The sequence below is a fragment of the Peribacillus sp. NPDC101480 genome, from assembly GCF_050277335.1.
Lineage (GTDB): Bacteria > Bacillota > Bacilli > Bacillales > DSM-1321 > Peribacillus.
The window spans coordinates 782,201-808,726 of the sequence record NZ_JBNNSB010000002.1 but is presented as its reverse complement, the minus strand read 5'-3'; the positions used below and the strand labels follow the sequence as shown (position 1 = coordinate 808,726).

Genomic DNA, 26,526 nt, shown 5'->3' with positions numbered 1-26,526 from the left:
ATCTTGTTTGCATCATTTACGGATTTCAAGACCATGCTGTTTTCCTCAAGTCCCGGAATGCCGAAGAATCCTGTTTGGCTTCCCAAAGCAACAACCAGGGCATCATAAGATAAAGTGGAACCATTGGCAAGTTTCACTTCTTTGTTATCGACTGAGAAAGACTCCACTTTGGAAATGACAAGGTCGATATCTTTTCCTTTGAAAAGCTTTTCCAACGGAATGGAAACGGCTTGTTCGGAAATGGATCCGCCTGCAAGACGGTGCAATTCGGTGATGATTTGGTGCGTTGGAAATTGGTTCACCACTGTAACCTGCACTTCATCTCTTTTGTAATATTCACGTACGGATAAGGCAGATAGCAATCCAGCGTAACCCGCACCTAAGATGACGATTTGTTTTGACATAGTTAATCCCCCGTCCTTACTGATTGAAAGTTAATCAAATTATTTTTGGTTTTTACGTTCTGAAGAGACTTCAAGAAAAGCTTGTGCGAAACGGAAAAGCTTTTGTGCTTGCGGGTCTTTCATCATTTTTAACAGACCAAAAAGACCGATCACATCAGTATTCGCTTCTGCACGATCCTTAGCTTCGATGGCATTAGCCGCAAGACCTTTCACTGAACCCACAACAGGTGTAGCAATCTCCGAAATGGCGCTGACCGTATCATTTTTCAAGACATCATCAGTCGCAACCGATTGAGCGAAATCATAAGACTTTGTTAAAATATTCACTAACTCAGTCAGTTTTGGTAACTGCTCAACTAAAGTGTTCAATGATTCCTGAACCTCAGGCTTTAAAAGCTGATCTAGGATATCCAATTGTTCTTGGTTTGCAGAAATATTAAGTGTTTCATGTTCAGGTTTTGTGACTACATCTACCATATCTAATTCCCCTTTAAACTTATTTATTTTGATTTATGTGTTTTCCGCCGATACTACTAATCATACGACTCTAATCTCTTAATTTCAAATATTTCTTTTGTGATACGAATATAATTTTAATAGATATAAATAAGAGTTATTAGGTGGGTTTGAAGAATAATCTTAATATTCCGAGAAAATATTAAGATTATTCTGATGATAATACCTTTTTTCTCATTTCCTATAATATAGAACACTATAATGTCTAAAATTTTTGAATATGCCATGCTTGAATGAGACCCAAGAATATTTTATCTGATTTTGGGTAAATAATATTATCGGAATTGGAGATGATGCCTTTGGTAGAACGCAGGATGTTAAAAATCCGTGGTGAGAATATTGAAATATCCTCTAGGTACAATGAAAAATATAGTAAATGGAATTGTACAGCTAAAATTCCCAATAGTTCCATCATTGCTTATTGTCGTGATAAGAATAAGCTACGTGCTGAGACAGTTTCTATGAGCAGGTTATTAATTACTTATGATGACTATAAAATTATCTGAGTCGTAAAAGGCGCCAACCTTGAAGAGGAAGTGGGCGCCTTTTTTATAGAATAATATTTTTATCTGCGATATCGAGAATATATCTTCGGAAATGGAGATATATCATCGAAAACTCCTGATTTATCTACGAATTATACGATTTATCGACAAAAATAAGCTAACTTTTTATGAAAAGAAACGAAATTGTCAAAAAAAATATCAGAAAATACTGAAAAGAATAGTAAAATTATGTTAATATATTTAAAAAAAGTATTATTTTCTAATAAAAATGAATAATCTATTTTTAAAGGATCTCCATAAATGGAGTGTAGGGGCTGGCCATTTTATAAGCAGCGATTAGCAAGTGAAATAGCCTTATAGAATAAAATTATCAATTAAATGAAATGGAGTCGATACAATGGTTAATATTACCGGATATGGCAAAGCAACACAAGAAGCAGTGAATAATTTTCAGGAATTTGTGGGTTTTGAAATCCCTGCAGATTATCAACAATTTCTCCTTAAGCATAATGGCGGAACAACAGCGGTCCAAAACTGTAAGTTTTATGTAGATGGATTAGACACACTCGTTTGCTTAAATGTACTTTATGGATTAGAACTTCAAGATAAAGAACTGAATTTACAAAAATGGCATGAAGAAAACAGAGATGACTTACATAAGAATTGCATTATAATAGGTAATGATACATGTGCAGGTAAAATCTTGCTGATAAATAACGAAGAGGAAAAGGGAGTTTACTTCTGGGATCAGGGTTGGTACTCGGATCCATCAAGCCAGGATGAAAATATTTATAAAGTTGCATCGAGTTTTAAATCCTTCATTGAGGGATTGAAAATCCCGGAGGAAATCTAATTTTATTGTAATCCCCTTGATTGGCTCATACCATTCAAGGTTTTTTATTGTCATGTTAATGAGGAGAAAAAGATGTATAAAATATTATTGGTTGAAGACGATTCCAAAATAGCTGGTATCTTGGTCAATTACTTAAAAAGGTATGGGTATGAGGTTTTTGAAGTGAAGCAACTGGACCAAGTCTTTGCGGAGTTCCAAGAGATAAAGCCGGATTTAGTTTTATTGGATATTAATCTGCCCTATTATGATGGTTTCCATTGGTGCCGGCTAATAAGGACGGTTTCAAAGATTCCCATCATTTTCATCTCTGCAAGGACAGATGAAATGAACCAAGTCATGGCCATTGAATATGGGGGAGATGATTATTTAACGAAACCGTTTCATTTGGAAGTGGTACTGGCGAAAATAAAGAGTGTCCTACGTAGGGTTTACGGTGAATATGCGGAAATATCTTCATTCCACCAACAAATAAAGGAAATAGATGGATTAACGCTTTATACGGAAAAAGCGATGATCGAATACCAAGACAATCAGGTAACGTTAACCCAAAATGAGTTGAAATTATTGAGTTGTTTACTACGACAGTATGACACCATTGTCTCGCGTGAAGATTTGCTTGAAGCATTATGGAATGATGATTCATTTGTAGATGACAATACATTGACCGTCAATGTTACAAGGGTTAGGAAAAAACTTGAGGATATCGGCGTCAAGCATGCCATAACAACCAGCAGGGGAAAAGGATATCGACTAAAAGTAATGCAAGGTGAAGAAAAGTGAATCTAAAATCCTTTTTCAAAGACCGTCTTTACTTTATATTTTATACCGTTCTATTGGTAAGCCTGCTTATTATTGCTTATGCACTAGCCGTTCTGGAAGCGGGTAATCACATATCGGTTTCAAATATCATCTATTTAATTATTCTGGCGTTGTTTATGCTGCTTTTATTTTTAGCGGGCGATTATATAAGGCATTACCGTTTTCTTAGTCAATTAACAAGGATGAAGCAAGAACCGAGCTTATCATTTGAGTATGTCGAAGCCTTTAGGGACCCCCTGTCAAATGAACAAAAGTTGTGGATGGATCTTTTTCAACAAATGAACCACGTAACAATTGGACAATTACAAGAACAAATCAAACAGAAGGAGCAATATGAACTGTTGATTCATCAATGGGTTCATCAAATGAAGACTCCTGTTTCAGTCATTTCCTTACTGGTTCAAGAAGGCAACAGGACATTTTCGGATGAGCCGATGAAGGCTTATCTAAAAGAGATAGAAGAAGAAAATGATCGATTTCGCAGAGGGCTGGAAATTATATTGCATGGAGCAAGGCTTCAGCGTTTTTCGGAGGATGTAAAATCGGAGCGGGTTGACTTAATTAATTTAGTCAAGCAAGTGATTAACGAGGAAAAGAAACAGTTCATCAAACGGTTCATTTATCCCAGGCTTGAAACGGAGCTTGAGAATGTATATGTGCATTCGGATCGTAAGTGGCTCCACTTCGCCATTAGTCAGGTGGTCTTTAATGCGCTGAAGTATTCAAGGCAGGAAAAGCATGACAGCATAACGTTCAACATTGTTGAAAAAGAGTCGGAGATATTCCTAAGGATAACAGATCAGGGAATTGGAATTGTCCCGCATGATGTAAAGAGAGTGTTTGATCCATTTTTTACTGGAGAGAACGGGCGAGTCCAACAAGAGTCAACTGGAATGGGACTATATCTAGTAAAGCAAATCGTTAACAGACTTGGGCATGGCGTTATGGTTCAATCGACTGTATCCGAAGGGACTACAGTGGAATTTTTCTTTAAGACAAATACCTTACATGAAAGGTGACAGAATTGTAAGGGTGTTAAACGAATATGTAATAAACTTCGATGGGAGCCTCCCTCTTTATTCATTATACTTACGGTAAGAAAGGGAGGTATTTTCGGATGTCAATTTTAAAAGCGGAACAATTATCCAAAACTTATTTTCAAAAGCAGGGGAATTTATTTCATAAAGCACTACATAATTTCACCATGAATGTACAGAAAGGGGAATTTGTCGGCGTGATGGGTCCATCAGGCAGCGGGAAAACCACTTTGCTTAACTTAATGGCCACGATTGATAAGCCCACAACAGGTAAAGTCATTCTAAATGATCAAAATCCTAATGAATTAAAAAATCAGGAACTTGCATTATTTCGCAGGAGGGAAATTGGATTTGTTTTTCAGGACTTCAACCTTCTTGATACACTTACCGTTCGTGAAAATATCCTCCTTCCTTTAGCGTTAGATCATTATAAACTGCAGGAAATGGAAAATAGGGTAAATCAGTTGGCGAACCTTCTTGGTATTGAAGGAATTTTAGAAAAGCGGACTTTTGAAATTTCCGGAGGTCAGCAGCAACGAACGGCTTGTGCAAGAGCGATGATTCATGAGCCTTCCATTATTTTAGCGGATGAACCTACTGGTAATTTGGATTCCAAATCTGCCAAGCAGGTAATGGATACCCTCACTACTCTTCAGGAGAAAAAGGGGGCAACCATCCTCATGGTCACACATGACCCGACCGCCGCCAGCTTCTGTGACCGGATTCTATTCATAAAGGATGGTAAGTTCTTTTCGGAGGTTCACAGCGGAGGGGAAAGACAGAGCTTCCATCAAAGGATTTTAGATACGTTAAGCGTTTTGGGAGGAGTCTATCATGAACATCCGACTTCTCGCTAAGAGAAATATCCAAGGAAATGCCCAACGTTATCTAGCTTATTTTTTCAGTATTGTCCTTTCGGTCTCAATCTTTTTTATTTACGCATCATTTATCTTTCATCCAGATGTGGTCCATGCGAATATCCCTGGGGGCCAGTTAATTAGTAAAGGACTCATTGCAGCTGAGATAGTGATCATCATATTTTCAGTTTTCTTTATCGCTTATTCGAATGCCGCATTTATACAGCCGCGAAAAAAAGAGTTTGGGCTGCTGACACTGCTTGGAATGTCCAAATCCCAATTAAGAAAACTGATTTACCTCGAGCAAACGATGGTTTCCCTCATATCTATCCTTATAGGAGTGGGGGTGGGGTTTTTGTTCTCAAAGTTATTTTTAATGGCAGTTTCTTGGTTATTGGCTGTAGAGCAACCAATATCCTTTGTCTTTGTCCCTGAGGCCTTTGTTTATACGATTGTCGGTTTCATCTTGCTATTTCAGCTATTATCGCTTCTTTCATTATTCCAGATTGGAAATGCGGAGGTAGTCGATTTATTAAAAGATAAACAAAAACCAAAAAAGGCGCCCCTCGTTTCAAAGTGGTTAATTACAATATCAGCCGTTTGCTTAAGCATTTCTTATTACTTGGCAGCCACGATGTCGTTGAACAATTCTTATATTCGAGTGTTGCCCATTTTATTATTCGTACTGATCGGCACCTATTTTTTATTCAGCCAAAGCATTGTCGCTCTATGCAGCAGGCTTTATCGGAAGAAGAAAAGCTTATATGGTGGAACGAATTTAATTACGCAAACAAACCTGATATTTAATATTAAGGATTATTCCAGGTTATTCTTTTTGACCTCGATCATTACAGCTGTGATTTTGACAGCTGCAGGAACACTTTTCATGTTCAGTGCAGATTTAAAAAAGCAAGGGATCGATAACATTCCGCAATCAATTGGCTGGGTTGAAAATGACGCTTCCATTTATTCCGTTATTGAACCATCCGCAGTGGAGAAAACATTAAAGGAAGATGGATTCAAGATCCTTTACGAAGTTAATATGACAGGTGTGCCCATTTCCCACATGTTACCCCATATGAGAACGGGAGAATCCAATGAAAATTGGTCATTATTAATCTCGGAAAGTGATTATAACAATGCGGCTGCATTGCGAAAAATTGATCCAGCAAAGCTATCTGGAAAAGAAGCGTTATACATTTTTCCTTATGGAGGACTCGACTATCAATTTGTTCAAAAGGGTGAACAAAAGGAGCTTCAATATGGTAAACAAACCATACAGGTAACAATGATTGGTCAGCGCAATCAATCGATAGTCGCTCCAATAAAATCAGCAACGACCCTGATGGTGGTCGATGATCGGCTGTTTCATGAAATCACTGCTGATGTGCCTTTAAAAGATAAGGTAAGAGTACGAGGGTATGAAGTTAAAGACTGGGAAGAATCAATGGAAACAGCTGCTAAAATCGAAAAAATGTCTAATAATCCTGACCATAATCAATTGCAAACAAGAGCTCCGATTTATCAAGAAATGAAACAGGGAAGCATTTTGATACTTTTTATCGGCTTGTTTGTCAGTTTATTATTCTTTATCGTCCAAGGAAGCATGATGTATCTGCGTGTTTTTACGAATTTAGAAGATAAAAAAATCCAAATTCACGCCCTTCATCGGTTGGGCCTGACAAAAAAAGAAATACGGCAAATTTTAAGTGCGGAAATACGCATTCTATTTTTCGCTCCTTTTCTGATAGGAATGCTTCATGCCATAGTCGCTTACGTGGCATTAAGCAATTTATTGGGATCCAATTTGTTTGTCTATTCGGCCATGGTCATTGCAACGTATTTTCTTTTTCAACTGCTCTATTATCAAGTAACCAAAAAGGTGTATGAGCGCGCAGTCATCAATTCGATTAAATAAAAGCTATCATTCGTAAATGGAATCAGGGGGTCAGGTCCTGATTCCATTTTTGTTTTCCTTAATGATAAATTAGTTATTATGTACTATTGAAAGGGGAGTGATTCACTATTACCTCGAATAATTAATGTAAAAAGTGTGAATTATGGTGTAATTTTACACATTTAGCCTTTAGATTCTTGTAATATTTTCATATAAAGGGTAAAATTATTTATTTGAAAGAGAAAGTGCCAAACCAAACATCATCAATCCCCCCCTTTTCCTTACAAAAAATTATATTAATATATTTAATTTTTGGAAATTAAATGATTTATTAGAAAAAATTATTAATTGGTTCAGTACAGATAAAATATGAAAAAGTTATATGATCGAAAGTTAGTGGATAATATGTTAATTACTTGATTTATTATAGTATTATATGCCTGGAATTATAGAGATTATTAGATTTTTCTCTATTTCTTTGTCCCTTTATATAGTAAACTCAGAATAGGTTCGTTAACTTTTAGCTGCTAGAGATGAGGTAAGTTTAATCCTATGAAAAATAAAAAGTTAAGGGCACTTCTTTATTTGACCATTCTTTTATTGATTGTTTTCATTCTTCTAAATATGTTTTCAACATATTTAAGCATTAAAAATTCTGTGCAAAAATCCGTTGCTAATCAAAACTTGGTAGCTGCTAGATCTATTGCCGACTCGATGGATATAGAGGCCTATCAGCGATTTCTCAATAACCAAGTAAAGAACCGGGATTACGTGGATATAAAAGCTTACTTAGAGGATGCACGTGAAAAAATAGGAGCATTATATGTTTATACGATCATGATTGATAATCCGGAAGTCTCTAAGGCTATGATTACTGGGTTTTCTAAAGATCATAAAGGGGATTTTCCTATCGGTGGTGTATGTACTGTTCCGTCGGAGCAGGTTAAACAGGCGTATGAAGGCAAAAGCTTCATTACCGGGATTCTAGAAGATCCGGAATATGGTGAGTATTTGACTGTGGGAGTGCCGATGAAAAATCAAGATGGCACCATTATTGGTTTTTTGGGCATTGATGTGAGCGCAGAAGATATAAATGCCATTAACGGCAAGGTATTGAAAAGCAGTATTGCCATTCTTGTTTATAATGGTGGATTTGTTATCATGCTGCTGGTAACCTTTTTTGTCATTCAAAAATGGTATCAAAAGGAACTGACACGTGAAGTGGGGGATACGGAAGATACGTATCAATCGGAATTTCAATCGCTCATTGCTTCAGTCCGCTCATTAAGGCATGATTTCTCCAATCATATACAGGTGATACATGGACTGCTTAAATTAGAGGAAAACGCAAAAGCACTCGAATACTTAACAGGTCTTTCAAAAGAAGTGCATTCGATTGAATCGATGAAATTGGATGTGAGTCATCCGGGCTTATCTGTCCTGTTAGAGACGAAAAGGCTCTCGGCCCAGAATTATAACATCGATATTGAAATCGATGTTTCACCCGAATCCTTCAATCGGGTCAAAACAACCGATTTGATAAAATTATTATCAAATGTCATCGACAATGCCATTGAGGCAACAATTGAATTGCCAGAGCAAGAACGCCGAATGAATATTGCATGCAAAGCTGATGATGAAAAGTATACGTTTATGGTAACGAACTCCGGACCAATGATTTCGGAATTAGATTTGGAGAAAATATTCGCCAGCGGATTTTCAACCAAAAAGGCACAAAAGGGCAAAGTTCGCGGACAAGGATTATTCATCGTTAAAGACTTAGTGAACAGATATGATGGAGAGATTCATGTACAATCTTCGGAAAAAGAAACGGCCGTTACGATGATCATACCCGTAAATGGAAAATTGGGCTAAATTGAAAATTGATAAAAAGGCATGATTCCTCAAATACAGAAGGAATCATGCCTTTTTTATGATTCTATTATCGGAATTAGAATCCCTTGCTATCAGGAGAAGGGGATTCATTTTCCCCAAGTGCCGCAAATGGAGCTATGCGCTTCAAGTGCATTTTCGGTATTTTACACTCTGACTATCTAAGAGTTATAAAGATGAAAAGTTGAATAAAAGTACCTGAATTGGACATAATGGGTAGATGTTTAGCTGCTTTCTTCGAGATTATGATAAGATAGGGAAAAAATCAATTAAGGCAGTGAGATTGTGAAACAACAAAAAGGAAAACTTCTCGTGATCATTGGACCGACTGCTGTTGGGAAGACAAAGATGAGCATTGAGATGGCAAAGTTATTTAATGGTGAAATTATTAGCGGGGACTCCATGCAGGTTTATAAAGGGATGGATATTGGGACTGCAAAAATCAAGAGGGAAGAAACAGAAGGAATTCCTCATTATTTACTTGATATTAAAGACCCGGATGAACCATTTAGTGCGGCAGAGTTCCAAGAGCGAGCTAATGCTTGTATTGAGGATATCCAAAGCAGAGGTAAACTCCCCATTATCGTCGGTGGAACAGGATTATACATACAATCGGTCATTTATGATTATCAATTTTCGGAGGCGCCATCCGACCCTGTTTATAGGGAGGGACTCGAAAAACAGGTAAGGGAGTCAGGAATTGATTCCGTTTTTGAACAATTACGCAGCGTTGACCCGGAAAGCGCGAATCGGATTCATCCTAATAATGTAAGAAGGGTGATCAGGGCACTTGAGATTTTTCATTGTACCGGTAAAACGATGAGTGAACAGCTGAATGAACAGCCTACAGAATTGAAATATGATACGTGCATCATTGGGTTGACAATGGAACGTGAAAAGTTATATCAACGCATCGATCAACGTGTTGATGTCATGGTGGAAGAAGGGCTGATTCAAGAAGTTGAGTCATTTCATGAAAAAGGTTTGAGGGATTGTCAATCGATCCAGGCTATAGGCTATAAAGAAATCTATGATTATTTTGATGGAATGGCTTCATTGGATGAAGCGGTTGAGACATTGAAGCAAAACTCCCGTCGTTATGCAAAAAGGCAATTGACCTGGTTTCGGAATAAAATGGATGTAAATTGGTTTGATATGACCGATCTCGAGGGTTTTCCAAAAAAAATACATGAAATATCTGGATTTATAGCAGGAAAGCTTTTCAGTGAAGGCGAATACATAAATTTAGAGAGAAAAGAGGAGGACTAGTTCATGAAACAATCAGTAAATATTCAAGATCAGTTTCTTAATCAATTACGGAAAGATGGTACGTATGTGACGGTATTTTTATTAAACGGGTTCCAGATTAGAGGACAAGTGAAAGGGTTCGATAATTTTACCGTTTTATTTGAGTCCGAGGGCAAACAGCAATTAGTTTATAAACATGCGATTTCTACATTTGCTCCACAACGTAATGTTCAGATTGATTACGAAGTGAAGGAATAATCATATATATGTATGTAAAAAACAGGTTTAGCTTATAGCGACCTGTTTTTTTTTGCATGCAATTCGCTGTTCTTTTTCAAAGAATCGATAATTTTACGTACCTGTTTTGAATATATATTAAGGGACGGATTATTTTCCGGGAAACCGCAGGAAATGACATTCCCCCAAATAAATTGGTGGATGGGAATGGAGATTGTCGTAACATATCCTCAAAGGAAAGAATCCTGTCAAAATAAGTCGCTTTTCAGGAAGGGAATACGGCTTAAAAAATCGAATTTTCCGATGGGTTAGTTGTAACCATCATAAATCGAATGAAAATTTGTGGAATTAGAGTAAGGGTCCAAGATGGAGAGGTGAATGCATTGGAACAACCGATCCGTATGAAAAATAACGGGCAAATCAATATTGTGTTTAATGCGGAAAACAGAAAAGCGCTACAAAAGGAACTGCCGATAAAAGAAATTTTGGTGCAGGAAATCCCCCAACAGCATGTGGCATTGAAAGAGATTGAAGATGAGCTGAAATCGCTGGTCGGGATGGAAGAAATGAAAAAGATGATAAAAGAGATATATGCTTGGATTTACATCAATAAACAACGTGAGGCAAAAGGGCTGAAGACTGGCAGGCAAGCACTGCATATGATGTTTAAAGGAAATCCTGGAACTGGGAAAACGACAGTTGCGCGTTTAATCGGTAAGTTGTTTCAAAAAATGAATGTACTATCGAAAGGGCATTTAATTGAAGCGGAGAGGGCAGATTTGGTCGGGGAATACATTGGTCATACTGCCCAAAAAACAAGGGATTTAATTAAAAAGGCCATTGGCGGAATCTTATTTATTGATGAAGCCTATTCCTTGGGGAGAGGCGGCGAAAAGGATTTTGGCAAAGAAGCCATAGATACCCTTGTCAAGCATATGGAGGATCGGCAGCACGAATTCATTTTGATCCTTGCTGGATATTCGAGGGAAATGGATTATTTCCTCAGTCTTAATCCCGGACTTCATTCCAGATTCCCGCTTGTTATTGATTTTCCGGATTATACAATTGAACAATTAATGGAAATAGCCGATCGGATGCTTCAGGAAAAAGAATATCTAATGAATCGGGATGCGGAAAGGAAATTAAAAGAACATTTAATCATATTGCGTTCATTTCGGGGACCTATTTCATTTTCTAACGGACGTTATATCCGCAATGTACTTGAAAAGTCAATTAGGGCCCAGGCAATGCGGCTTTTATTGGAGGATACATTTGAAAAATCCGATTTACTGACGCTAACCAGCCAAGATTTGGTTTTCGAGGATGATGAAAAAGAATGACATGGAAAAGCCCACCAAGATGGCGGGCTTTTCAAATTTATGTTTTAGGCACCCATTTTTTATTAGGAAGATGCCAATTGTTGGTGTAAGAAAGGACGCGCAATATCGTGATGACGGCAAAGAGCGAATAAAGCTGCCATGACTGGGATAATACACCACTGCCTAAAGCCAAGCCTGCAATGATGGCCCATACTGCGTAGATTTCTTTTCTGAAGACCAATGGCTTTCTTCCGGCCAGTACGTCACGGAGTATCCCGCCGCCGCATCCGGTTAATGCAGCTGATACAATGACGGCGCTTATTGGATGATTAAGTTCCACGGCATACATCGCCCCTTGGATTGCAAAGGCTGAAAGGCCAATGGCATCACTGAAGTTTCCCCATCTATCCCAGTGCTTTGAAAGGTTTGTAGGAAAAACGAAAACGATGGTGATGGATACTAAAGCGATGACAAAATAGAAACTTTGATCCCATAATGCTGAAACGGGGACACCGATCAGCAGATTGCGGATTGCCCCTCCGCCAAAGGCAGTTATTATTCCTAAAATATAAACTCCTAAAATATCATACTCTTCTTCCATGGCGATGATGGTCCCGCTAATAGCGAATGCAATCGTACCTATGAAACTTAATACTTCCCATGTCATATGAATGTCCCTCTATGTCTTTTTGATTTTGATGGTAAAGCCAAATTTGATTTTAGCATGTTATCGGAATTTTTAAAACGGCTAAAAGCTACGTTTTAAGGAAATTTTTATATATTCAATTTTTTTGTTATGATTAACTGAAATCTACCTGAAGGTGGTGCATGTGATTTGGAAGAAGCAATAAAGGAAACGGCCGTTTTGGTTGGGTGTCAAACAACTGAGACTATTGAACGTTTTGAATATTCACTTGATGAACTGGCTTCATTGGCGAAGACGGCGAATGGTGAGGTATTAATGACCATCACCCAGAAAAGGGAAAGCGTCGATCCGGCTACATATATAGGAAAAGGAAAAGTGGAGGAACTTCGGAATCTGGAAGAGGAGCTTGAGCCGGATTTATTTATCTTTAATGATGAACTTTCCCCTAGCCAGATTCGGAACCTTTCGAAGCAATTGGAGGCAAGGATCATTGACCGGACACAGCTAATATTGGATATATTCGCTCAGCGGGCGAGATCCAGGGAAGGGAAGCTGCAGGTCGAACTTGCTCAGCTCCAATATTTATTGCCGCGTTTGGTCGGACAGGGGACGGCAATGTCCAGGCTGGGCGGCGGAATCGGCACCAGGGGACCAGGTGAAACGAAGCTGGAAAGCGACCGCCGCCACATTCGTGGGAAAATAGATGAAATCAAGCAACAATTAAGTGGCATAGTGAAGCATCGCGAACGCTATCGTGACAGAAGGAAGCGTAATAAGACCTTTCAAATAGCCCTTGTAGGATACACGAATGCAGGTAAATCAACACTGTTCAACCGTTTGACGGAGGCGGATTCTTACGAAGAGAACCAGTTATTCGCTACACTTGATCCCATGACACGAAAGGCGATACTTCCTAGCGGATTTACCGTGCTGCTGACGGATACGGTTGGCTTCATTCAAGATTTGCCGACGTCTTTAATAGCCGCATTCCGCTCGACCCTGGAAGAAGTGAAAGAAGCGGATCTATTGCTCCATGTGGTGGATTCGTCAAGTACAGATTACTTTAATCATCAGAAAACGGTGCAGGATTTGCTAAATGACTTAGATGTCCCTTCCATTCCACAGCTAACGTTGTATAATAAGAAAGATAAGGTTCACGCTGATTTTGTCAGGTCAGCCAGTCGTGCTTCATTAATGATAAGTGCCTATGAACAATCGGATCTGAATGAAATCATGGAAGAAATTGAAAAGTACGTGATTGAAGAAATGATCCCGTATCATGTTTTCCTGCCATCGAGTGAGGGTAAACTATTATCACAGCTGAAAAATGAAACCATATTGCGCACTCTCTCCTTTAATGAAGAATCGGAAAGATATGAATGCAAAGGTTTTTGTCTAGCTGATCATCCAATAACCGGGCAGCTGGAGAAATATTCATAATAAAGGGGAATTTTTGATGTATCAGCAGTTAACAAATGGAGAAGTGTTGAAAAACATTGCCCAGGAAGTGGAAGCAATGATTTCTCCATTACATAAGCAAGTGGACGAACGAATTGAAGAAAATCAATTTCGTGTATTACAAAGTTATCAAGCACATAAAGTGAGTGATTCCCATTTCATCCCGACTACAGGGTATGGATACGATGATATGGGCCGCGATACGCTAGAATTGATATATGCAGATGTTTTTGGTGCGGAAGCTGGATTGGTGCGCCCCCAAATTATATCAGGCACACACGCAATCTCCACCGCTCTTTTCGGCATATTGCGCCCAGGAGATGAATTGTTATACATAACTGGAAAGCCGTATGATACTTTGGAAGAAATCGTCGGTATCCGGGGAACGGGTATCGGATCTTTACGTGATTTTCAGATCAGCTATAAAGCCGTTCCGTTAGCGGAAACTGGAACCGTTGATTTCGAAGCCGTCAAACAAGCAATTCAACCAAACACGAAGATGGTCGGTATACAACGGTCAAAAGGGTATGCTACACGTCCGTCCTTTACGATCGATGAAATAAAGGAAATGATTTCCTGTATCAAAGACATTAACCCGGAAATCGTCGTGTTCGTGGATAATTGTTATGGAGAGTTTGTTGAGACACAAGAACCATGTCATGTCGGAGCGGATTTAATGGCTGGTTCACTCATTAAAAATCCTGGCGGCGGGATAGTGAAAACCGGTGGATACATTGTTGGTAAAAAGGACCTGGTTGAAGCTTGCTCTTATCGGTTAACATCACCTGGAATAGGGGCTGAAGCAGGTGCGTCGCTTTATAGTCTGCAGGAAATGTACCAAGGATTCTTCCTTGCACCGCATGTCGTGGGACAAGCTGTTAAGGGAGCCATGTTCACAGCTGCCTTTTTAGAAAAGCTCGGTATGAATACATCCCCAAAATGGGATGCGAAGCGAACTGACTTGATTCAATCCGTCCAATTCGATGACCGGGATAAGATGGTTGCCTTCTGTCAGGCCATCCAATATGCATCACCAATCAATTCACATGTGACACCATATCCTGCCTATATGCCGGGATATGAGGACGATGTAATCATGGCTGCAGGCACCTTTATACAGGGGGCCAGCATTGAACTGACGGCAGATGGTCCGACAAGGGCTCCATATGTTGCCTACGTTCAAGGCGGATTGACATACGCCCATGTTAAAATAGCTGTATTGACTGCTGTGAATGCGCTAATGGACAAAAAACTGATTCAATTGTAAATGAATTTAAATTAAGTATGTAATGGGAATCCAGATACAATTGGATTCCAGTAAAAACAATAGTCAAAATATTTGTGTAGTAACAAATCATTTAATTTTTCTGAAAAAATTCACGTTATAAAATGTAACATCATATTGACAAGTTTAATAACATGATATAAGATTACTTTAAGATAAACAAAAGGAGGATGCTAAGAATGAGCGGCAACAACATTCGGCGTTCGATGCCTCTTTTTTCCATCGGAATCGTCATGCAGTTAACTGAGTTGTCTGCACGCCAAATTCGGTATTACGAAGAGCATCAACTTATTACTCCTATGAGAACAGATGGAAATCGTCGGGTTTTTTCATTAAATGATATAGATCGGCTGCTTGAGATTAAAGATTTAATCGAACAAGGAGTCAATCTGGCCGGCATTAAAAAGATTTTCACTGTAAAGGAACAGAATTTACCTAAAACTCAAGAATTAGAACAAGCGGAAAAAATAAGGCATGACCTTAGTGACGAGGAGCTTCGCAAGCTTCTGCGTTCCGAGCTTTTACAAGGAAGCAAGCATCGAACATCTCTTAGACAAGGGGATATGTCCCGTTTTTTCCAATAAAAATATGATTTATGAATTATTAGGGGGAATAGAAATTGGCAAAGTTCACACGTGAAGACATCACTCGTTTAGCGAAAGAAGAAAATGTTAAGTACATCCGTTTACAGTTTACTGACATTTTAGGGACAATTAAAAACGTTGAAATCCCAGTCAGTCAATTAGAAAAAGCGCTTGATAATAAAATGATGTTTGACGGATCTTCCATTGAAGGCTTCGTTCGTATCGAAGAGTCTGATATGTACCTATATCCTGATTTAAACACATGGGTTATCTTCCCTTGGACTTCCGAAAAAGGTAAAGTGGCACGTTTGATCTGTGATATTTACAATACGGATGGAACACCTTTTGATGGAGATCCACGTGCTAACCTAAAACGTGTTCTTGCAGAAGCAAGAGAAATGGGCTTCACAGATTTCAATCTTGGACCTGAACCTGAATTCTTCCTATTCAAACTGGATGCAGCAGGCGAGCCGACGCTGGAATTGAACGATAAAGGCGGATACTTTGACCTTGCACCTACTGACCTAGGAGAAAACTGCCGTCGTGATATCGTTCTTGAGCTTGAAGAAATGGGATTTGAAATCGAAGCATCCCACCATGAAGTAGCTCCAGGACAACATGAAATTGACTTTAAATATGCAGATGCAATCTCAGCTTGTGATAACATCCAAACATTTAAATTGGTTGTTAAGACGATTGCCCGCAAACATGGTTTACACGCGACATTCATGCCAAAACCATTGTTCGGTGTTAACGGATCTGGTATGCACTGTAACGTATCTTTATTCAAAGGCAACGAAAACGCATTTTATGATAAAGAAGGTAAATTGGAATTAAGCAAAACAGCTGAGCAATTTATCGCAGGTATCATTAAGCATGCTCCAAGCTTCACTGCGGTAACAAACCCAACTGTTAACTCATACAAACGTCTAGTTCCTGGTTACGAAGCTCCTTGTTATGTTGCATGGTCCGCTAAAAACCGTAGCCCATTAATCCGTATCCCAGCATCACGCGGAGTGAGTACTCGCGTAGAGGTACGTAGTGTCGATCCAGCAGCAAACCCATATTTGGCACTTGCAGTTCTACTAAAAGCTGGTCTTGACGGTATCAAGAACGACTTGACTCCACCAGCTCCAGTTGACCGCAACATCTATGTTATGAATAAAGAAGAACGTGAAGAAGTAGGTATCGTTGATCTACCAGCTACTTTATATGCTGCATTGGAAACATTAAAATCTGATGAAGTCATTAAAGAAGCATTAGGTGAACATTTACTTGAACACTTCGTTGAAGCAAAAGAAATCGAGTGGGATATGTTCCGTACACAAGTTCACCCATGGGAACGCGAACAATATATGTCAATGTATTAATATCTCAAACCCTTGGCACCTTTGGTGTCAGGGGTTTTTTATTTGGTGGGCAAATCTAAGTTGAATAAATGAAATAGATATTTGCCCACCATTTGCCCACCAAATTCAGCAAAAAAATTTAATCGATTTTTCCTTTGGTGTATTCCTCAAACTTGTCTATGTTTTTCTTTTCGAGTTTTTTGCTTATATGTGCGTAAACATCAGAAGTTATAGCAACGCTGCCATGACCTAATCTTTTCTGAACATATTTCATATCCGCTCCAGCTTCAAGCTGGAGCACTGCATGTGTATGACGGAGGGAATGGATGGGAAGAGAAGGCAACGCAGCCCTTTTTAAGATACGACTGAATGCGTTAAATAAGGTAGACTTTGGCATGAAGCTTCCATCATCCCTGCAAAGAACTAGGTTTAGATCATGGTGATATAAATCATTCAAGGCTAGCTTATGTTGGTTTTGATGCCGTAGGTGATGTTGGAGTACTTGAGCGAGTGTCTGGCTAATGGAAATAACCCGCTTGGAAATACCCCTTCTCTTTAACTAATATCCACCCGAGAACAGGGGATGTAATAGCGGCAACAAGCGCATATGGCACGTATACATGCTCGATGGTATTAGTAAGAACATTTTCCTTCTCTTTTTTCATTATTTTCCCTCCAATAGAAAAAGTAGTGCATCTAAACATTTACTCTTGATTTTTATAGTAATAAATATAGATTATAAAAAAAGCCCTTCTCATTGAGAGTGGCTTGTTTTTTAATCTATTCTTTTACGTTTAATCTAGTTTAATAAAAAATAGTAAACTCATTCATCTTATTAAATTGGAATGAACTAATCTATCACATTTTGTGTTATCCTACACAAAATTGATAATAGTTGTTATGAGTACTAGTACTATAAGAACTGATAGGAAACCTGATATAATTTTCCCTGCTTTTGCACCTTTATTATCATGGTAAATATTACCGATAATAAAGGAGGGGATGAAAAATATAATTGAATAGAACACTGTATAATGAATACCTGAATCACCATTTGACCAAGCGCTTAACCCAATATTATTTAAAATAATATCTCCCATGCAAAATTTAATCGAAAATTAAACAATATTACGATTAAACAAAGGGCGAAAGAAAGTGAACCTACTCCAATATGTTTTTTTTTCTTAACTGTAATTGTTGTCATGTCTTTTTCCCTTACTGTTAGGAATTTTCCTATTTTTAAAAATAATCCTAATTACTTAATTTTATGAGTTTTAAAGATAAAACCCACTAATTTTATGTACAGCCATAGCGGCTTACCTAAATTTGTTTTTTTTTATTTTAACATATTGAATATATATCATAACCGTCTATCCATCGGGTAGGCGTTTTTTATCTTCCTTGTAAACTAGGCATACAGAAATACATGATCTACAACATATAAAGTGATTATTATATCTTGTGCCAAGTTTAGAGTGAATAAATAATTAGGAATCCTTGCCTTATAGTTGAATATAAATAGTATAAAAATTAAGGGGGAGAAAAGGTGGATATATTTGATGAACATGCGAAAGTGCTAAAAAAGTTGTTTGACAATAAAAAAGCCCAAAAAGAAATTATAGAGAAAATGGGAAACGGCATAAATTCAGAGTTGGAGAACCAGTTGCAAACATTAAAAAAGGAATACTGCGTTTTGAGCAAATTAGAAAGAACATATGATGATCGCTATGAATTTAATTAAAATAGAGCACTTATACATTAAGGTGCTTATTATTTGCAGGAAAACGTCTCATTTTTGTCGTATTGGTTAAACGAAGGGGATGACAAAAAATGAATGATGATTATGAGAAAATCGGTATTTTATTGTCCAATATGACGAACGAATTAGTGTCGAATAGAGTAAGGGTTAAAGCTATAGTAGAATTACTGATTGAAAAAGGTCAGATAACCTACGAAGAGTATGAAAAAAGTTTTGAAAAAGTGTTTGAAAGAGATGCAAAGTCATTTAGAGATGATTTAATAAAAGACGTCAAGAGTAGTGAATAAAAGCAGAGGGCATCCATTAATTTGGGTGCTTTTTTTACCTGCCGATTGCGAGTGGTATTTCTCATACGGCTTACCGCCTATTTTTAGATACTCAAAGGAGCATATTCGGGAGGTTTCACTCCATGCCGATTTCGCGTTCCACCGTGCTGTGGGGGCATGTGCTAACCTCGCTGGTATCCAAAGCCTTTTCCGTTGCCGTAATCATTCTCGTTGCCTCAATATGGACTTTCGATTATCGACGGGGGTGCTGTCATGGCTCGCCGTATCCGGTATTCTTGCGCTGTTTACGCTGGCCCTGACTTTGGATCGCGGCGACTGCCGGACTGTCCGCTAAATCAGTGGACGGTGCAAGCGCCCTTTCCTATCCGTTAATCTTCCTGCCGTTTATCAGCTCAGCGTTTGTACCAACCGATTCGATGCCGTCGGTAGTTCGCGCCTTTGCCGAAAATCAACAGGTAACCTCGATAGTGGAATCCATTCGTGCGTTGTTGTCAAGTCAGCCAGTGGGTAATGATATATGGATTGCTCTTGGGGGGTGCTTTGGGATTATGATAGTGGCTTATACCTTTATGAGGGCGTATAAAAAGGGGGTATGAAGAATGTGACGGAAAAAATAAAATTAGCAGAGGTCAAATTAAATCATGATGATACAGTTCTGCCAGGGCAAATTTATTTTGATTCTGGTATTTTTTAAGGAAATGTAAATCATTCGAGGTATATGAACTGCCTTCAAGGGGATAAACCGGGGCATTTGGTTACTGTATGATAGTTGAACTCTTACTCTTCCTAATTTAATTATAGCATATAAGAAATGGTAAATATAGACTATTTATTCTTAATTGCTACTGCTAAAATACAATAGACCTTTATTGAGATTTGTGGGAGGGATATAGAATGGGTTCATTGGTTCTCGGTTTTCAGGAGATGGAAAAAACACAGCTATTGCTCGTTGGCGGAAAAGGATTAAATTTAGGGGAATTATCAAAAATTGAAGGAATACAAGTACCAGAAGGATTTTGTGTTACAACCGTGGGATATCAAAAAGCCATCGAACAAAACGAAACGTACCAAGCTTTGTTGGATCGACTGACAATTCTAAAAGTAGAAGATCGTGAACAAATTGGTGAAATCAGCAGGAAGATTCGACAAATCATTAAGGATGTAGAAATTCCTTCCGATGTTGTGAAAGCAGTTACTCACTTTCTCTCCCAGTTTGGTGATGAACATGCATATGCAGTCCGTTCCAGTGCGACGGCGGAAGATTTACCACATGCCTCTTTTGCTGGTCAACATGACACTTATTTAAATATCATCGGCGTCGATGCCATCTTGCGGCATATCAGGAAATGTTGGGCTTCCCTATTTACGGATCGCGCGGTAATCTACCGTATGCAAAATGGATTTGACCACAGTCAAGTTTATTTATCCGTTATTGTCCAAAGGATGGTTTTCCCACAGGCTTCAGGGATTTTATTTACAGCTGATCCGATTACTTCTAACCGAAAGCTGCTATCAATCGATGCAAGTTTTGGACTTGGAGAAGCACTCGTTTCTGGCTTGGTTTCTGCCGATTGTTATAAAGTACAGGAAGAGGAAATCGTCGATAAGATGATAGCAACCAAGAAATTGGCTATCCATGGACTAAAAGAAGGCGGAACAGTGAAACAACAGATCGATCCGGATCAGCAAAAGACACAAACACTTACTGATCAACAGATTTTACAACTGGCACGCATCGGAAGACAGATCGAAGCTTATTTTGGTCGCCCACAAGATATCGAATGGTGTTTGGTTGATGATACATTTTATATAGTCCAGAGTCGGCCAATCACTACTTTATACCCGATCCCTGAAGTGAATGATCAACTAAATCACGTTTATGTATCTGTCGGTCATCAACAAATGATGACCGACCCCATGAAACCATTGGGATTGTCTTTTTTCCTGTTAACGACTCCTGCACCTATGCGTAAAGCTGGCGGAAGGCTGTTTGTTGATGTCACACATATGCTGGCTTCACTTGACAGCAGAAAAATGTTATTAGATGCAATGGGACAACATGATCCGCTCATGAAAGACGCACTCATTACCATAATAGAGCGAGGAGATTTCATAAAATCTTTACCAAATGATAAGCAAGAACAGAGTTCCGGTAAAAGCAATAAAAGTGTGTCGTCCGCGAATTCTAGGGCGCAAATCGAAAACGACCCGACAATCGTTTCTGATTTGATTAAGAACAGTCAAACATCGATAGAAGAGTTAAAACAAAACATCCAAACGAAATCGGGGTCGGATTTATTTGATTTTATTCTGGAAGATATCCAGATATTAAAGAAGATTTTATTTGACCCACAAAGTTCAGCCGTGTTTATGGCTGCTATGGATGCTTCATCATGGATCAATGAAAATATGAATGAGTGGTTAGGAGAAAAAAACGCAGCAGATACGCTTTCTCAATCTGTACCAAACAATATTACCTCGGAAATGGGTCTGGCGCTACTGGAGGTCGCAGATGTGATTCGTCCTTATCCGGAAGTCATTAATTATTTACAACATGTAAAAAATGATAACTTTTTGGATGAACTGGTTAAGTTCGAAGGTGGACAAAAAACGCAAGAAGCTATCTATGATTATCTCGGCAAATACGGCATGCGAGGTGCCGGGGAAATCGATATTACTAGAACTCGTTGGAGTGAAAAACCAATTACACTTATCCCGTTGATTCTGGGTAACATCAAAAACTTTGAGCCTAATGCTAGTAAACGGAAATTTGAGCAAGGGCGACAGGCAGCTTTGAAAAAAGAACAAGAGTTATTGGATCGATTGAAGCAATTACCGGATGGTGATCAAAAAGCCAAGGAAACAAAACGAATGATCGACCTAATCCGGAATTTCATCGGTTATCGTGAATATCCCAAATACGGCATGGTTAGTCGCTATTTCGTTTATAAGCAGGCTTTACTGAAAGAAGCCGACCAACTCGTACAAATAGGCGTCATTCATGAAAAAGAAGATATATACTATCTCACTTTTGAAGAACTTGGCGAAGTAGTACGCACAAACAAACTGGATTACCAGATCATCGGCAAACGAAAAGACGAGTACAAATTATATGAAAAACTAACTCCCCCACGTGTAATCACGTCTGATGGCGAAATCATTGTAGGTGAGTACAAAAGAGAAAATCTCCCAGCCGAAGCTATTGTAGGTCTGCCTGTTTCTTCCGGTGTTATTGAGGGAAGAGCACGTGTCATCTTAAACATGGAAGAAGCTAATCTAGAGGATGGAGATATATTAGTCACTTCCTTTACTGACCCTAGCTGGACACCATTGTTTGTTTCCATAAAAGGCTTAGTCACCGAAGTTGGTGGACTGATGACCCATGGAGCAGTTATCGCACGTGAATATGGCTTACCAGCAGTTGTTGGGGTGGAACATGCGACTGAACTGATAAAAGATGGGCAACGAATTCGAGTGCATGGGACAGAGGGGTATATCGAAATATTGTAATTGCTGAATACCTTACAGTATAAAGGATTTTATATTGAAATTATTATCGAATAATCATTTTTGTGTTCTCTAAGTCCATTAAAATGCCAAAAATCCCTGCTTTTTGATCAGGGATTTTTTTCTATGTTAAATGATTGTAATCGATTTTAAACACTACAATGGAGTAACACTTCATATGAGATGCTAATGTGTTACTTTTTTGTTGAAAAACAGTTTGAATTTCTATAATGATTCAAACTACAATTATGTCACTTTAACTTGATAAGATTGCATGATACGGTTCCTTTGTCATGCAACTCTACAGTTGCCTATGATTGACAAGCAACCGTAGAGTTGCTTATAATCGATATATGAATTGGGACAAAGACGCTATATTCAAAGCACTAGGCGATTCGACTCGTCGACTTATATTAGACGAACTATCCGAACGCAATGAGTTGACGTTGTATGAACTTACGGTACGTCTCATTATGAAGCATGACCTTTCCATTTCGAGACAGGCGATAGCTAAACATCTTTCTGCATTGGAAGATGCAGGGCTCGTAAAATCTAAACGAAAGGGAAAATATCGTGTACTTATGTTCAACAACGAACCACTTAAGAACTTGTTGAAAGGATGGATAGAGTAATCTTATCGGAACAGGACTTCTGACGAATATGGGTTGTTTTGCTTGCAGCCAGATTGTCAGCAGATCACCATACGTTGCAAATATCTAAGGAGGCAAAACATTATGAAAATCATTGTTACCAGTATATTCGTACAAGACCAAGACAAGGCACTGGAATTTTATTCAGAAAAGCTGGGATTTGAAAAAAAGCATGACGTTCCCATGGGGAAATTCAGGTGGATTACGCTTGTTTCTCCCGAGGATCATGACGGTACCGAGCTTTTACTTGAACCGAATGAGCATCCTGCCGCAAAGGAGTATCAAAATAAGATATTTTCCGAAGGAATCCCAGCAACAATGTTTGGCGTTTCAGATATTCGTAAAGAGTACGAACGATTATTGGAAAACGGTGTGAAGTTTACTATGGAGCCGACAAAAATGGGCGAAGTCACAATAGCTGTCTTCGACGATACATGCGGCAACCTCATTCAAATAATGCAGCAGTAATTCATGACGAAATAGAAGTAATTGTTATATGAGAGTAAAGCTTTTCTTGTATAAAATTAAAGGTGCGATTGTGGAAGAAGTAGAAGGGTGGTACAAATATGTACCACCCTTTCTATCTATCATATTGGTCAAAAGGTAACACAAAAGATACTTGATGGATGTACGGGAATAGCCCAGCTTATTTTGATTTAGTGAAACAATAAGGGCTTGAAGGAATGGTTCAGATGAAGGTTTAATTAAAAGGACGTTGAAGAAGTAATCAAACATACTGAAAAGTTATAGAGAAGGGGAACAAAAACTAATGAAATACGAATGGAGAAAACAAGAGAAGAATTTATATATCCCAAAACAAAAATCTGAACTTGTAACAATTCCTGAACAGAAATTCTTTTCGATAAAGGGAAAAGGAAATCCAAATGAGCACGAATTCGCTGAAAGGATAGGTGTTCTTTATTCATTGGCTTATGCGGTCAGAATGATGCCGAAGCAGGGATACACTCCAGATGGATATTTTGAATATACCGTATATCCATTGGAAGGAATATGGGATTTAACAGAAGAGGGAAGAAAAAAAGATTCTTTAAATAAAGATGAATTATTATATACGATCATGATTAGACAACCAGATTTTGTAACAAAAGAAGTGGTGGAGAGAGCATTTGAACATGTACGAAAAAAGAAACCACATCCATTTCTAAATGATGTAAAGTTCGGTACATTTCATGATGGATTATCTGTCCAAATGCTTCATGTAGGTCCATATGATGATGAACCTCAAAGTTTTAAATTAATGAATGAATTCATAAAAAATAATAATCTTGAAAGAACTTCATTACAACACAGAGAAATATATCTTTCAGATTTTAGAAAAGTCGAACCTGCAAAATTAAAAACTGTTTTGAGATATAAGGTTAAGCCAATAGACTAGGATAAACTCTTCAGTTTGTAGACAAAAGGGTTCTATCAAAAGTTAAAAAAGTTGATTGGAACAGGTGTGTGTGACTCCTGCGGATTTGCCTATGACCATCGTTAAAAAGCGAAATCCAGATAATAGTATTTTCCAATAGATCACGCATATTGATTTTAGTTGTAAAATAATAAGAAATAAATTGTACTCATGGGACACCACAAATCCGGGGTGACCCAATTGGAAACGGGGAATAGCTGAAGATCGGGAGCTGCCTTAAAGGCAGCCTTTTTATTATGCAGCTATCCGGGGCAATTTTGTGGAAGAAGGATTCACACTTGCTCACGAACAACTATTAGAAAAAGCATGTAAAGGTGAAACTTAAGAACTATAATAGTGATCTTACATATAGTTAAGAGTGAAATTTCATAAAGTGGCAAAAGGTAAAAGAAGCACCTCCATTTTTCGTGGCGCATGGTGACCAGGACAGGTTAGTGTCCGTGGAAAATTCCCGACGCTTCACGGAGCATCTGCGTGATTCCTCATCCAATCCGGTTGTTTATGTCGAACTTCCTGGTGCGGGGCACAATTTTGATTTGTATCACTCCATACGGACCGAAGCAGTCGTGAATGGCATTGAAGCCTTTGTGGATTGGGTTCAAGCCAATAACAAACGTATATGATAGCAAATACTTAAACTATAGGATGCATTAGCTTAAAAAAATTATAGAATTTCAACACACCACTTAATGAAGGAAAAGAGTGTTAATCCTTTTTTGATCAACACTCCCGTTAGGTCAGTAGCATTCACTTTGTGTTTTTAGGTTTGATTTCATTAATAATGAAATCTGTTGCTCATTAGTATTTGAGATTTTTTCCAGTTTCTAAACAATTAACTTTTGTCTTTGCGATGGATGATTTTTACTTATCTTTGCTTTCGCTTCAAATGTTCATGTTTAATATTTACGCTAAATGAGTCCCGTAAGCCATCCATTATGTTTAAGAAAAAAGGTTCGCAATACTAAGTTCCCTCATAATGTCGAAGGCAAGTGTTGAGTCTTTATTGATAAATTGTGCAGGAATATACATTTTTTTTGATTATATAGAAATCTCAATTGAACATGCAGTTAGGTTTTCCCCGATACAGCTCCGTTTTTTGATACAGGAGCATTTTTGCCTAATATAACAGAAAAAACAACAATCACTGCTATTACAAGAGTGAAAATTGTGATGGATTCATCTAGAAATACTGTTGCAAATAGAATCATTAAAAATGGTTGTAAGTATTGAATCTGGCTAATTCTTGCTATCCCGCCCATAGCCATTCCGCTATACCAAGCAACATATGCTAAAAATTGACTAACGACTGCGAGATAAATGAAACTGATCCAAGCTTGTAAAGGGGCATGAAGCATTTCATTCGTGAGGTTTAGCCCAACTGGAATAACGAAAAATGGAGCACCGATCATAATTGCCCAAGCAATCACTTGCCAGCTGCCTATTTCTTTCGCTAATTCCCCCCCTTCTGCGTAACTAAGTCCCAGTATGATTACTGCTGCCAGTAAAGCTAAATCGGCAAATTGCAATTGGCCGAATCCAAGATGAAGTGCATACATAACTACCGCTAAAGAGCTGATTATACTTGAAATCCAGAATTTGAGAGATGGGTTTTCACCTGCCCTAAATATAGCAAATCCGGCTGTTGCTAACGGCAACAGAGCTAATTCCACAGCTCCATGAGAAACAGGCAAGGTTTCCATTGCCCAAGAAGTGAGGAGAGGAAATCCTAAAACTGCACCAAAAGCAACTATAAGTAGACGTTTGAATTGGCGAAGAGATGGTAGCTTTTCTTTTCGAACAATTAGTACCACGGCTACTAAAATAGCGGCAACAACCGTTCTTCCTAAACCAACGATCGTAGTCCCAAAATATTCTACTGCAATACTTGTAGAAGGGAGCGTTAAACTAAAACAAATGACCCCCACTAATCCCAAAAATAATCCGAACTTTTCTCTTTTTTCTCCCCGCATCTGTTCCAAC

Annotated in this window: 25 protein-coding genes and 2 pseudogenes; 21 read left to right on the top strand and 6 right to left on the bottom strand. The window is 38.4% G+C overall.

What is annotated here, in order from left to right; translation table 11 throughout:
• Together ACQKMF_RS11265 and ACQKMF_RS11260 are read right to left on the bottom strand one after the other, a co-directional pair.
• A partial coding sequence (locus ACQKMF_RS11265) for an NAD(P)/FAD-dependent oxidoreductase (RefSeq protein ID WP_427573166.1) occupies nucleotides 1-404 on the bottom strand: 404 nt, incomplete at its 3' end.
• Nucleotides 405-443: 39 nt separating this feature from the next.
• Nucleotides 444-881, bottom strand: a complete 438-nt coding sequence (locus ACQKMF_RS11260) for a DUF1641 domain-containing protein (RefSeq protein ID WP_101226037.1) — start codon at nucleotides 879-881, stop codon at nucleotides 444-446.
• 942 nt (nucleotides 882-1,823) lie between these two features.
• On the opposite strand from ACQKMF_RS11260, the gene ACQKMF_RS11255 reads away from it, so the two are divergent.
• The 9 genes from ACQKMF_RS11255 (at nucleotide 1,824) to spoVK (ending at nucleotide 11,607) form a co-directional block, all read left to right on the top strand.
• Nucleotides 1,824-2,279 (top strand): SMI1/KNR4 family protein, encoded by a 456-nt coding sequence (locus tag ACQKMF_RS11255; RefSeq protein WP_101226038.1) that lies wholly within the window; start codon nucleotides 1,824-1,826, stop codon nucleotides 2,277-2,279.
• A gap of 72 nt (nucleotides 2,280-2,351) precedes the next feature.
• Entirely contained in the window at nucleotides 2,352-3,059 is a 708-nt protein-coding gene (locus ACQKMF_RS11250; protein WP_427573163.1) for a response regulator transcription factor, read from the top strand.
• A complete protein-coding gene (locus tag ACQKMF_RS11245; RefSeq protein WP_427573161.1) occupies nucleotides 3,056-4,117 on the top strand; it encodes a sensor histidine kinase in 1,062 nt (353 codons plus the stop codon). The genes ACQKMF_RS11250 and ACQKMF_RS11245 overlap by 4 nt, the downstream gene beginning before the upstream one ends.
• A gap of 98 nt (nucleotides 4,118-4,215) precedes the next feature.
• Nucleotides 4,216-4,992, top strand: a complete 777-nt coding sequence (locus ACQKMF_RS11240) for an ABC transporter ATP-binding protein (RefSeq protein ID WP_402941905.1) — start codon at nucleotides 4,216-4,218, stop codon at nucleotides 4,990-4,992.
• Nucleotides 4,970-6,910 carry an FtsX-like permease family protein gene (locus tag ACQKMF_RS11235; protein WP_427573159.1) on the top strand — a complete coding sequence of 647 codons (1,941 nt, stop codon included), beginning with the start codon at nucleotides 4,970-4,972 and terminating at the stop codon, nucleotides 6,908-6,910. The genes ACQKMF_RS11240 and ACQKMF_RS11235 overlap by 23 nt, the downstream gene beginning before the upstream one ends.
• A gap of 531 nt (nucleotides 6,911-7,441) precedes the next feature.
• Nucleotides 7,442-8,764, top strand: coding sequence for a sensor histidine kinase (locus ACQKMF_RS11230; protein WP_427573157.1), 1,323 nt, complete (start codon nucleotides 7,442-7,444; stop codon nucleotides 8,762-8,764).
• A 366-nt stretch (nucleotides 8,765-9,130) separates the two neighbouring features.
• On the top strand, nucleotides 9,131-10,051 hold the full coding sequence (gene miaA, locus ACQKMF_RS11225) for a tRNA (adenosine(37)-N6)-dimethylallyltransferase MiaA (RefSeq protein ID WP_427573195.1): 921 nt from the start codon (nucleotides 9,131-9,133) through the stop codon (nucleotides 10,049-10,051).
• 3 nt (nucleotides 10,052-10,054) lie between these two features.
• Complete coding sequence (hfq, locus tag ACQKMF_RS11220) at nucleotides 10,055-10,288, top strand: RNA chaperone Hfq (RefSeq protein WP_034313436.1); 234 nt, start codon at nucleotides 10,055-10,057, stop codon at nucleotides 10,286-10,288.
• A gap of 362 nt (nucleotides 10,289-10,650) precedes the next feature.
• Complete coding sequence (gene spoVK / locus ACQKMF_RS11215; protein WP_101226045.1) at nucleotides 10,651-11,607, top strand: stage V sporulation protein K; 957 nt, start codon at nucleotides 10,651-10,653, stop codon at nucleotides 11,605-11,607.
• 37 nt (nucleotides 11,608-11,644) lie between these two features.
• Here spoVK and ACQKMF_RS11210 read toward each other — a convergent pair whose 3' ends face one another.
• Entirely contained in the window at nucleotides 11,645-12,253 is a 609-nt protein-coding gene (locus ACQKMF_RS11210; protein ID WP_101226046.1) for a trimeric intracellular cation channel family protein, read from the bottom strand.
• 168 nt (nucleotides 12,254-12,421) lie between these two features.
• Between ACQKMF_RS11210 and hflX the strand changes: the two genes are divergently transcribed.
• The 4 genes from hflX to glnA all read left to right on the top strand — a co-directional run bounded on the left by hflX (nucleotide 12,422) and on the right by glnA (nucleotide 16,929).
• Nucleotides 12,422-13,672, top strand: a complete 1,251-nt coding sequence (gene hflX, locus ACQKMF_RS11205; RefSeq protein ID WP_101226047.1) for a GTPase HflX — start codon at nucleotides 12,422-12,424, stop codon at nucleotides 13,670-13,672.
• Nucleotides 13,673-13,688: 16 nt separating this feature from the next.
• Nucleotides 13,689-14,957 (top strand): aminotransferase class I/II-fold pyridoxal phosphate-dependent enzyme, encoded by a 1,269-nt coding sequence (locus tag ACQKMF_RS11200; RefSeq protein WP_427573154.1) that lies wholly within the window; start codon nucleotides 13,689-13,691, stop codon nucleotides 14,955-14,957.
• 197 nt (nucleotides 14,958-15,154) lie between these two features.
• Complete coding sequence (locus tag ACQKMF_RS11195; RefSeq protein ID WP_101226049.1) at nucleotides 15,155-15,559, top strand: MerR family transcriptional regulator; 405 nt, start codon at nucleotides 15,155-15,157, stop codon at nucleotides 15,557-15,559.
• Between the two features lie 35 nt (nucleotides 15,560-15,594).
• The gene (glnA, locus tag ACQKMF_RS11190; protein ID WP_034313424.1) at nucleotides 15,595-16,929 is read left to right on the top strand and encodes a type I glutamate--ammonia ligase; all 1,335 of its coding nucleotides are present in this window, start codon (nucleotides 15,595-15,597) and stop codon (nucleotides 16,927-16,929) included.
• 118 nt (nucleotides 16,930-17,047) lie between these two features.
• Here the strand turns inward: glnA and ACQKMF_RS11185 are convergent.
• Nucleotides 17,048-17,449: pseudogene (locus ACQKMF_RS11185) on the bottom strand (tyrosine-type recombinase/integrase); the annotation flags it as partial.
• The gene (locus ACQKMF_RS11180) at nucleotides 17,427-17,573 is read right to left on the bottom strand and encodes a hypothetical protein (RefSeq protein ID WP_427573151.1); all 147 of its coding nucleotides are present in this window, start codon (nucleotides 17,571-17,573) and stop codon (nucleotides 17,427-17,429) included. The gene ACQKMF_RS11180 and the pseudogene ACQKMF_RS11185, both read right to left, overlap by 23 nt.
• Nucleotides 17,574-18,454: 881 nt before the next feature.
• Between ACQKMF_RS11180 and ACQKMF_RS11175 the strand changes: the two genes are divergently transcribed.
• From ACQKMF_RS11175 to ACQKMF_RS11140, 8 genes and pseudogenes are all read left to right on the top strand, one after another.
• A complete protein-coding gene (locus ACQKMF_RS11175) occupies nucleotides 18,455-18,649 on the top strand; it encodes a hypothetical protein (RefSeq protein ID WP_101221495.1) in 195 nt (64 codons plus the stop codon).
• 89 nt (nucleotides 18,650-18,738) lie between these two features.
• Entirely contained in the window at nucleotides 18,739-18,954 is a 216-nt protein-coding gene (locus ACQKMF_RS11170) for a hypothetical protein (protein WP_137019808.1), read from the top strand.
• Nucleotides 18,955-18,992: 38 nt separating this feature from the next.
• Nucleotides 18,993-19,550, top strand: a pseudogene (locus ACQKMF_RS11165) (ABC transporter permease); the annotation flags it as partial.
• Between the two features lie 298 nt (nucleotides 19,551-19,848).
• Nucleotides 19,849-22,464 carry a phosphoenolpyruvate synthase gene (gene ppsA / locus ACQKMF_RS11160; RefSeq protein WP_427573148.1) on the top strand — a complete coding sequence of 872 codons (2,616 nt, stop codon included), beginning with the start codon at nucleotides 19,849-19,851 and terminating at the stop codon, nucleotides 22,462-22,464.
• Nucleotides 22,465-22,814: 350 nt separating this feature from the next.
• Nucleotides 22,815-23,093 (top strand): ArsR/SmtB family transcription factor, encoded by a 279-nt coding sequence (locus ACQKMF_RS11155; RefSeq protein WP_101221498.1) that lies wholly within the window; start codon nucleotides 22,815-22,817, stop codon nucleotides 23,091-23,093.
• Nucleotides 23,094-23,195: 102 nt separating this feature from the next.
• The gene (locus ACQKMF_RS11150) at nucleotides 23,196-23,579 is read left to right on the top strand and encodes a VOC family protein (RefSeq protein ID WP_427573146.1); all 384 of its coding nucleotides are present in this window, start codon (nucleotides 23,196-23,198) and stop codon (nucleotides 23,577-23,579) included.
• Between the two features lie 301 nt (nucleotides 23,580-23,880).
• Nucleotides 23,881-24,507 carry a GyrI-like domain-containing protein gene (locus ACQKMF_RS11145; RefSeq protein ID WP_402941920.1) on the top strand — a complete coding sequence of 209 codons (627 nt, stop codon included), beginning with the start codon at nucleotides 23,881-23,883 and terminating at the stop codon, nucleotides 24,505-24,507.
• A 407-nt stretch (nucleotides 24,508-24,914) separates the two neighbouring features.
• Nucleotides 24,915-25,169 carry an alpha/beta hydrolase gene (locus ACQKMF_RS11140; RefSeq protein WP_427573192.1) on the top strand — a complete coding sequence of 85 codons (255 nt, stop codon included), beginning with the start codon at nucleotides 24,915-24,917 and terminating at the stop codon, nucleotides 25,167-25,169.
• A 444-nt stretch (nucleotides 25,170-25,613) separates the two neighbouring features.
• On the opposite strand, the gene ACQKMF_RS11135 is transcribed toward ACQKMF_RS11140, so the two are convergent.
• Nucleotides 25,614-26,516 carry a DMT family transporter gene (locus ACQKMF_RS11135; RefSeq protein ID WP_427573144.1) on the bottom strand — a complete coding sequence of 301 codons (903 nt, stop codon included), beginning with the start codon at nucleotides 26,514-26,516 and terminating at the stop codon, nucleotides 25,614-25,616.
• Between the last annotated feature and the right edge of the window lie 10 nt (nucleotides 26,517-26,526).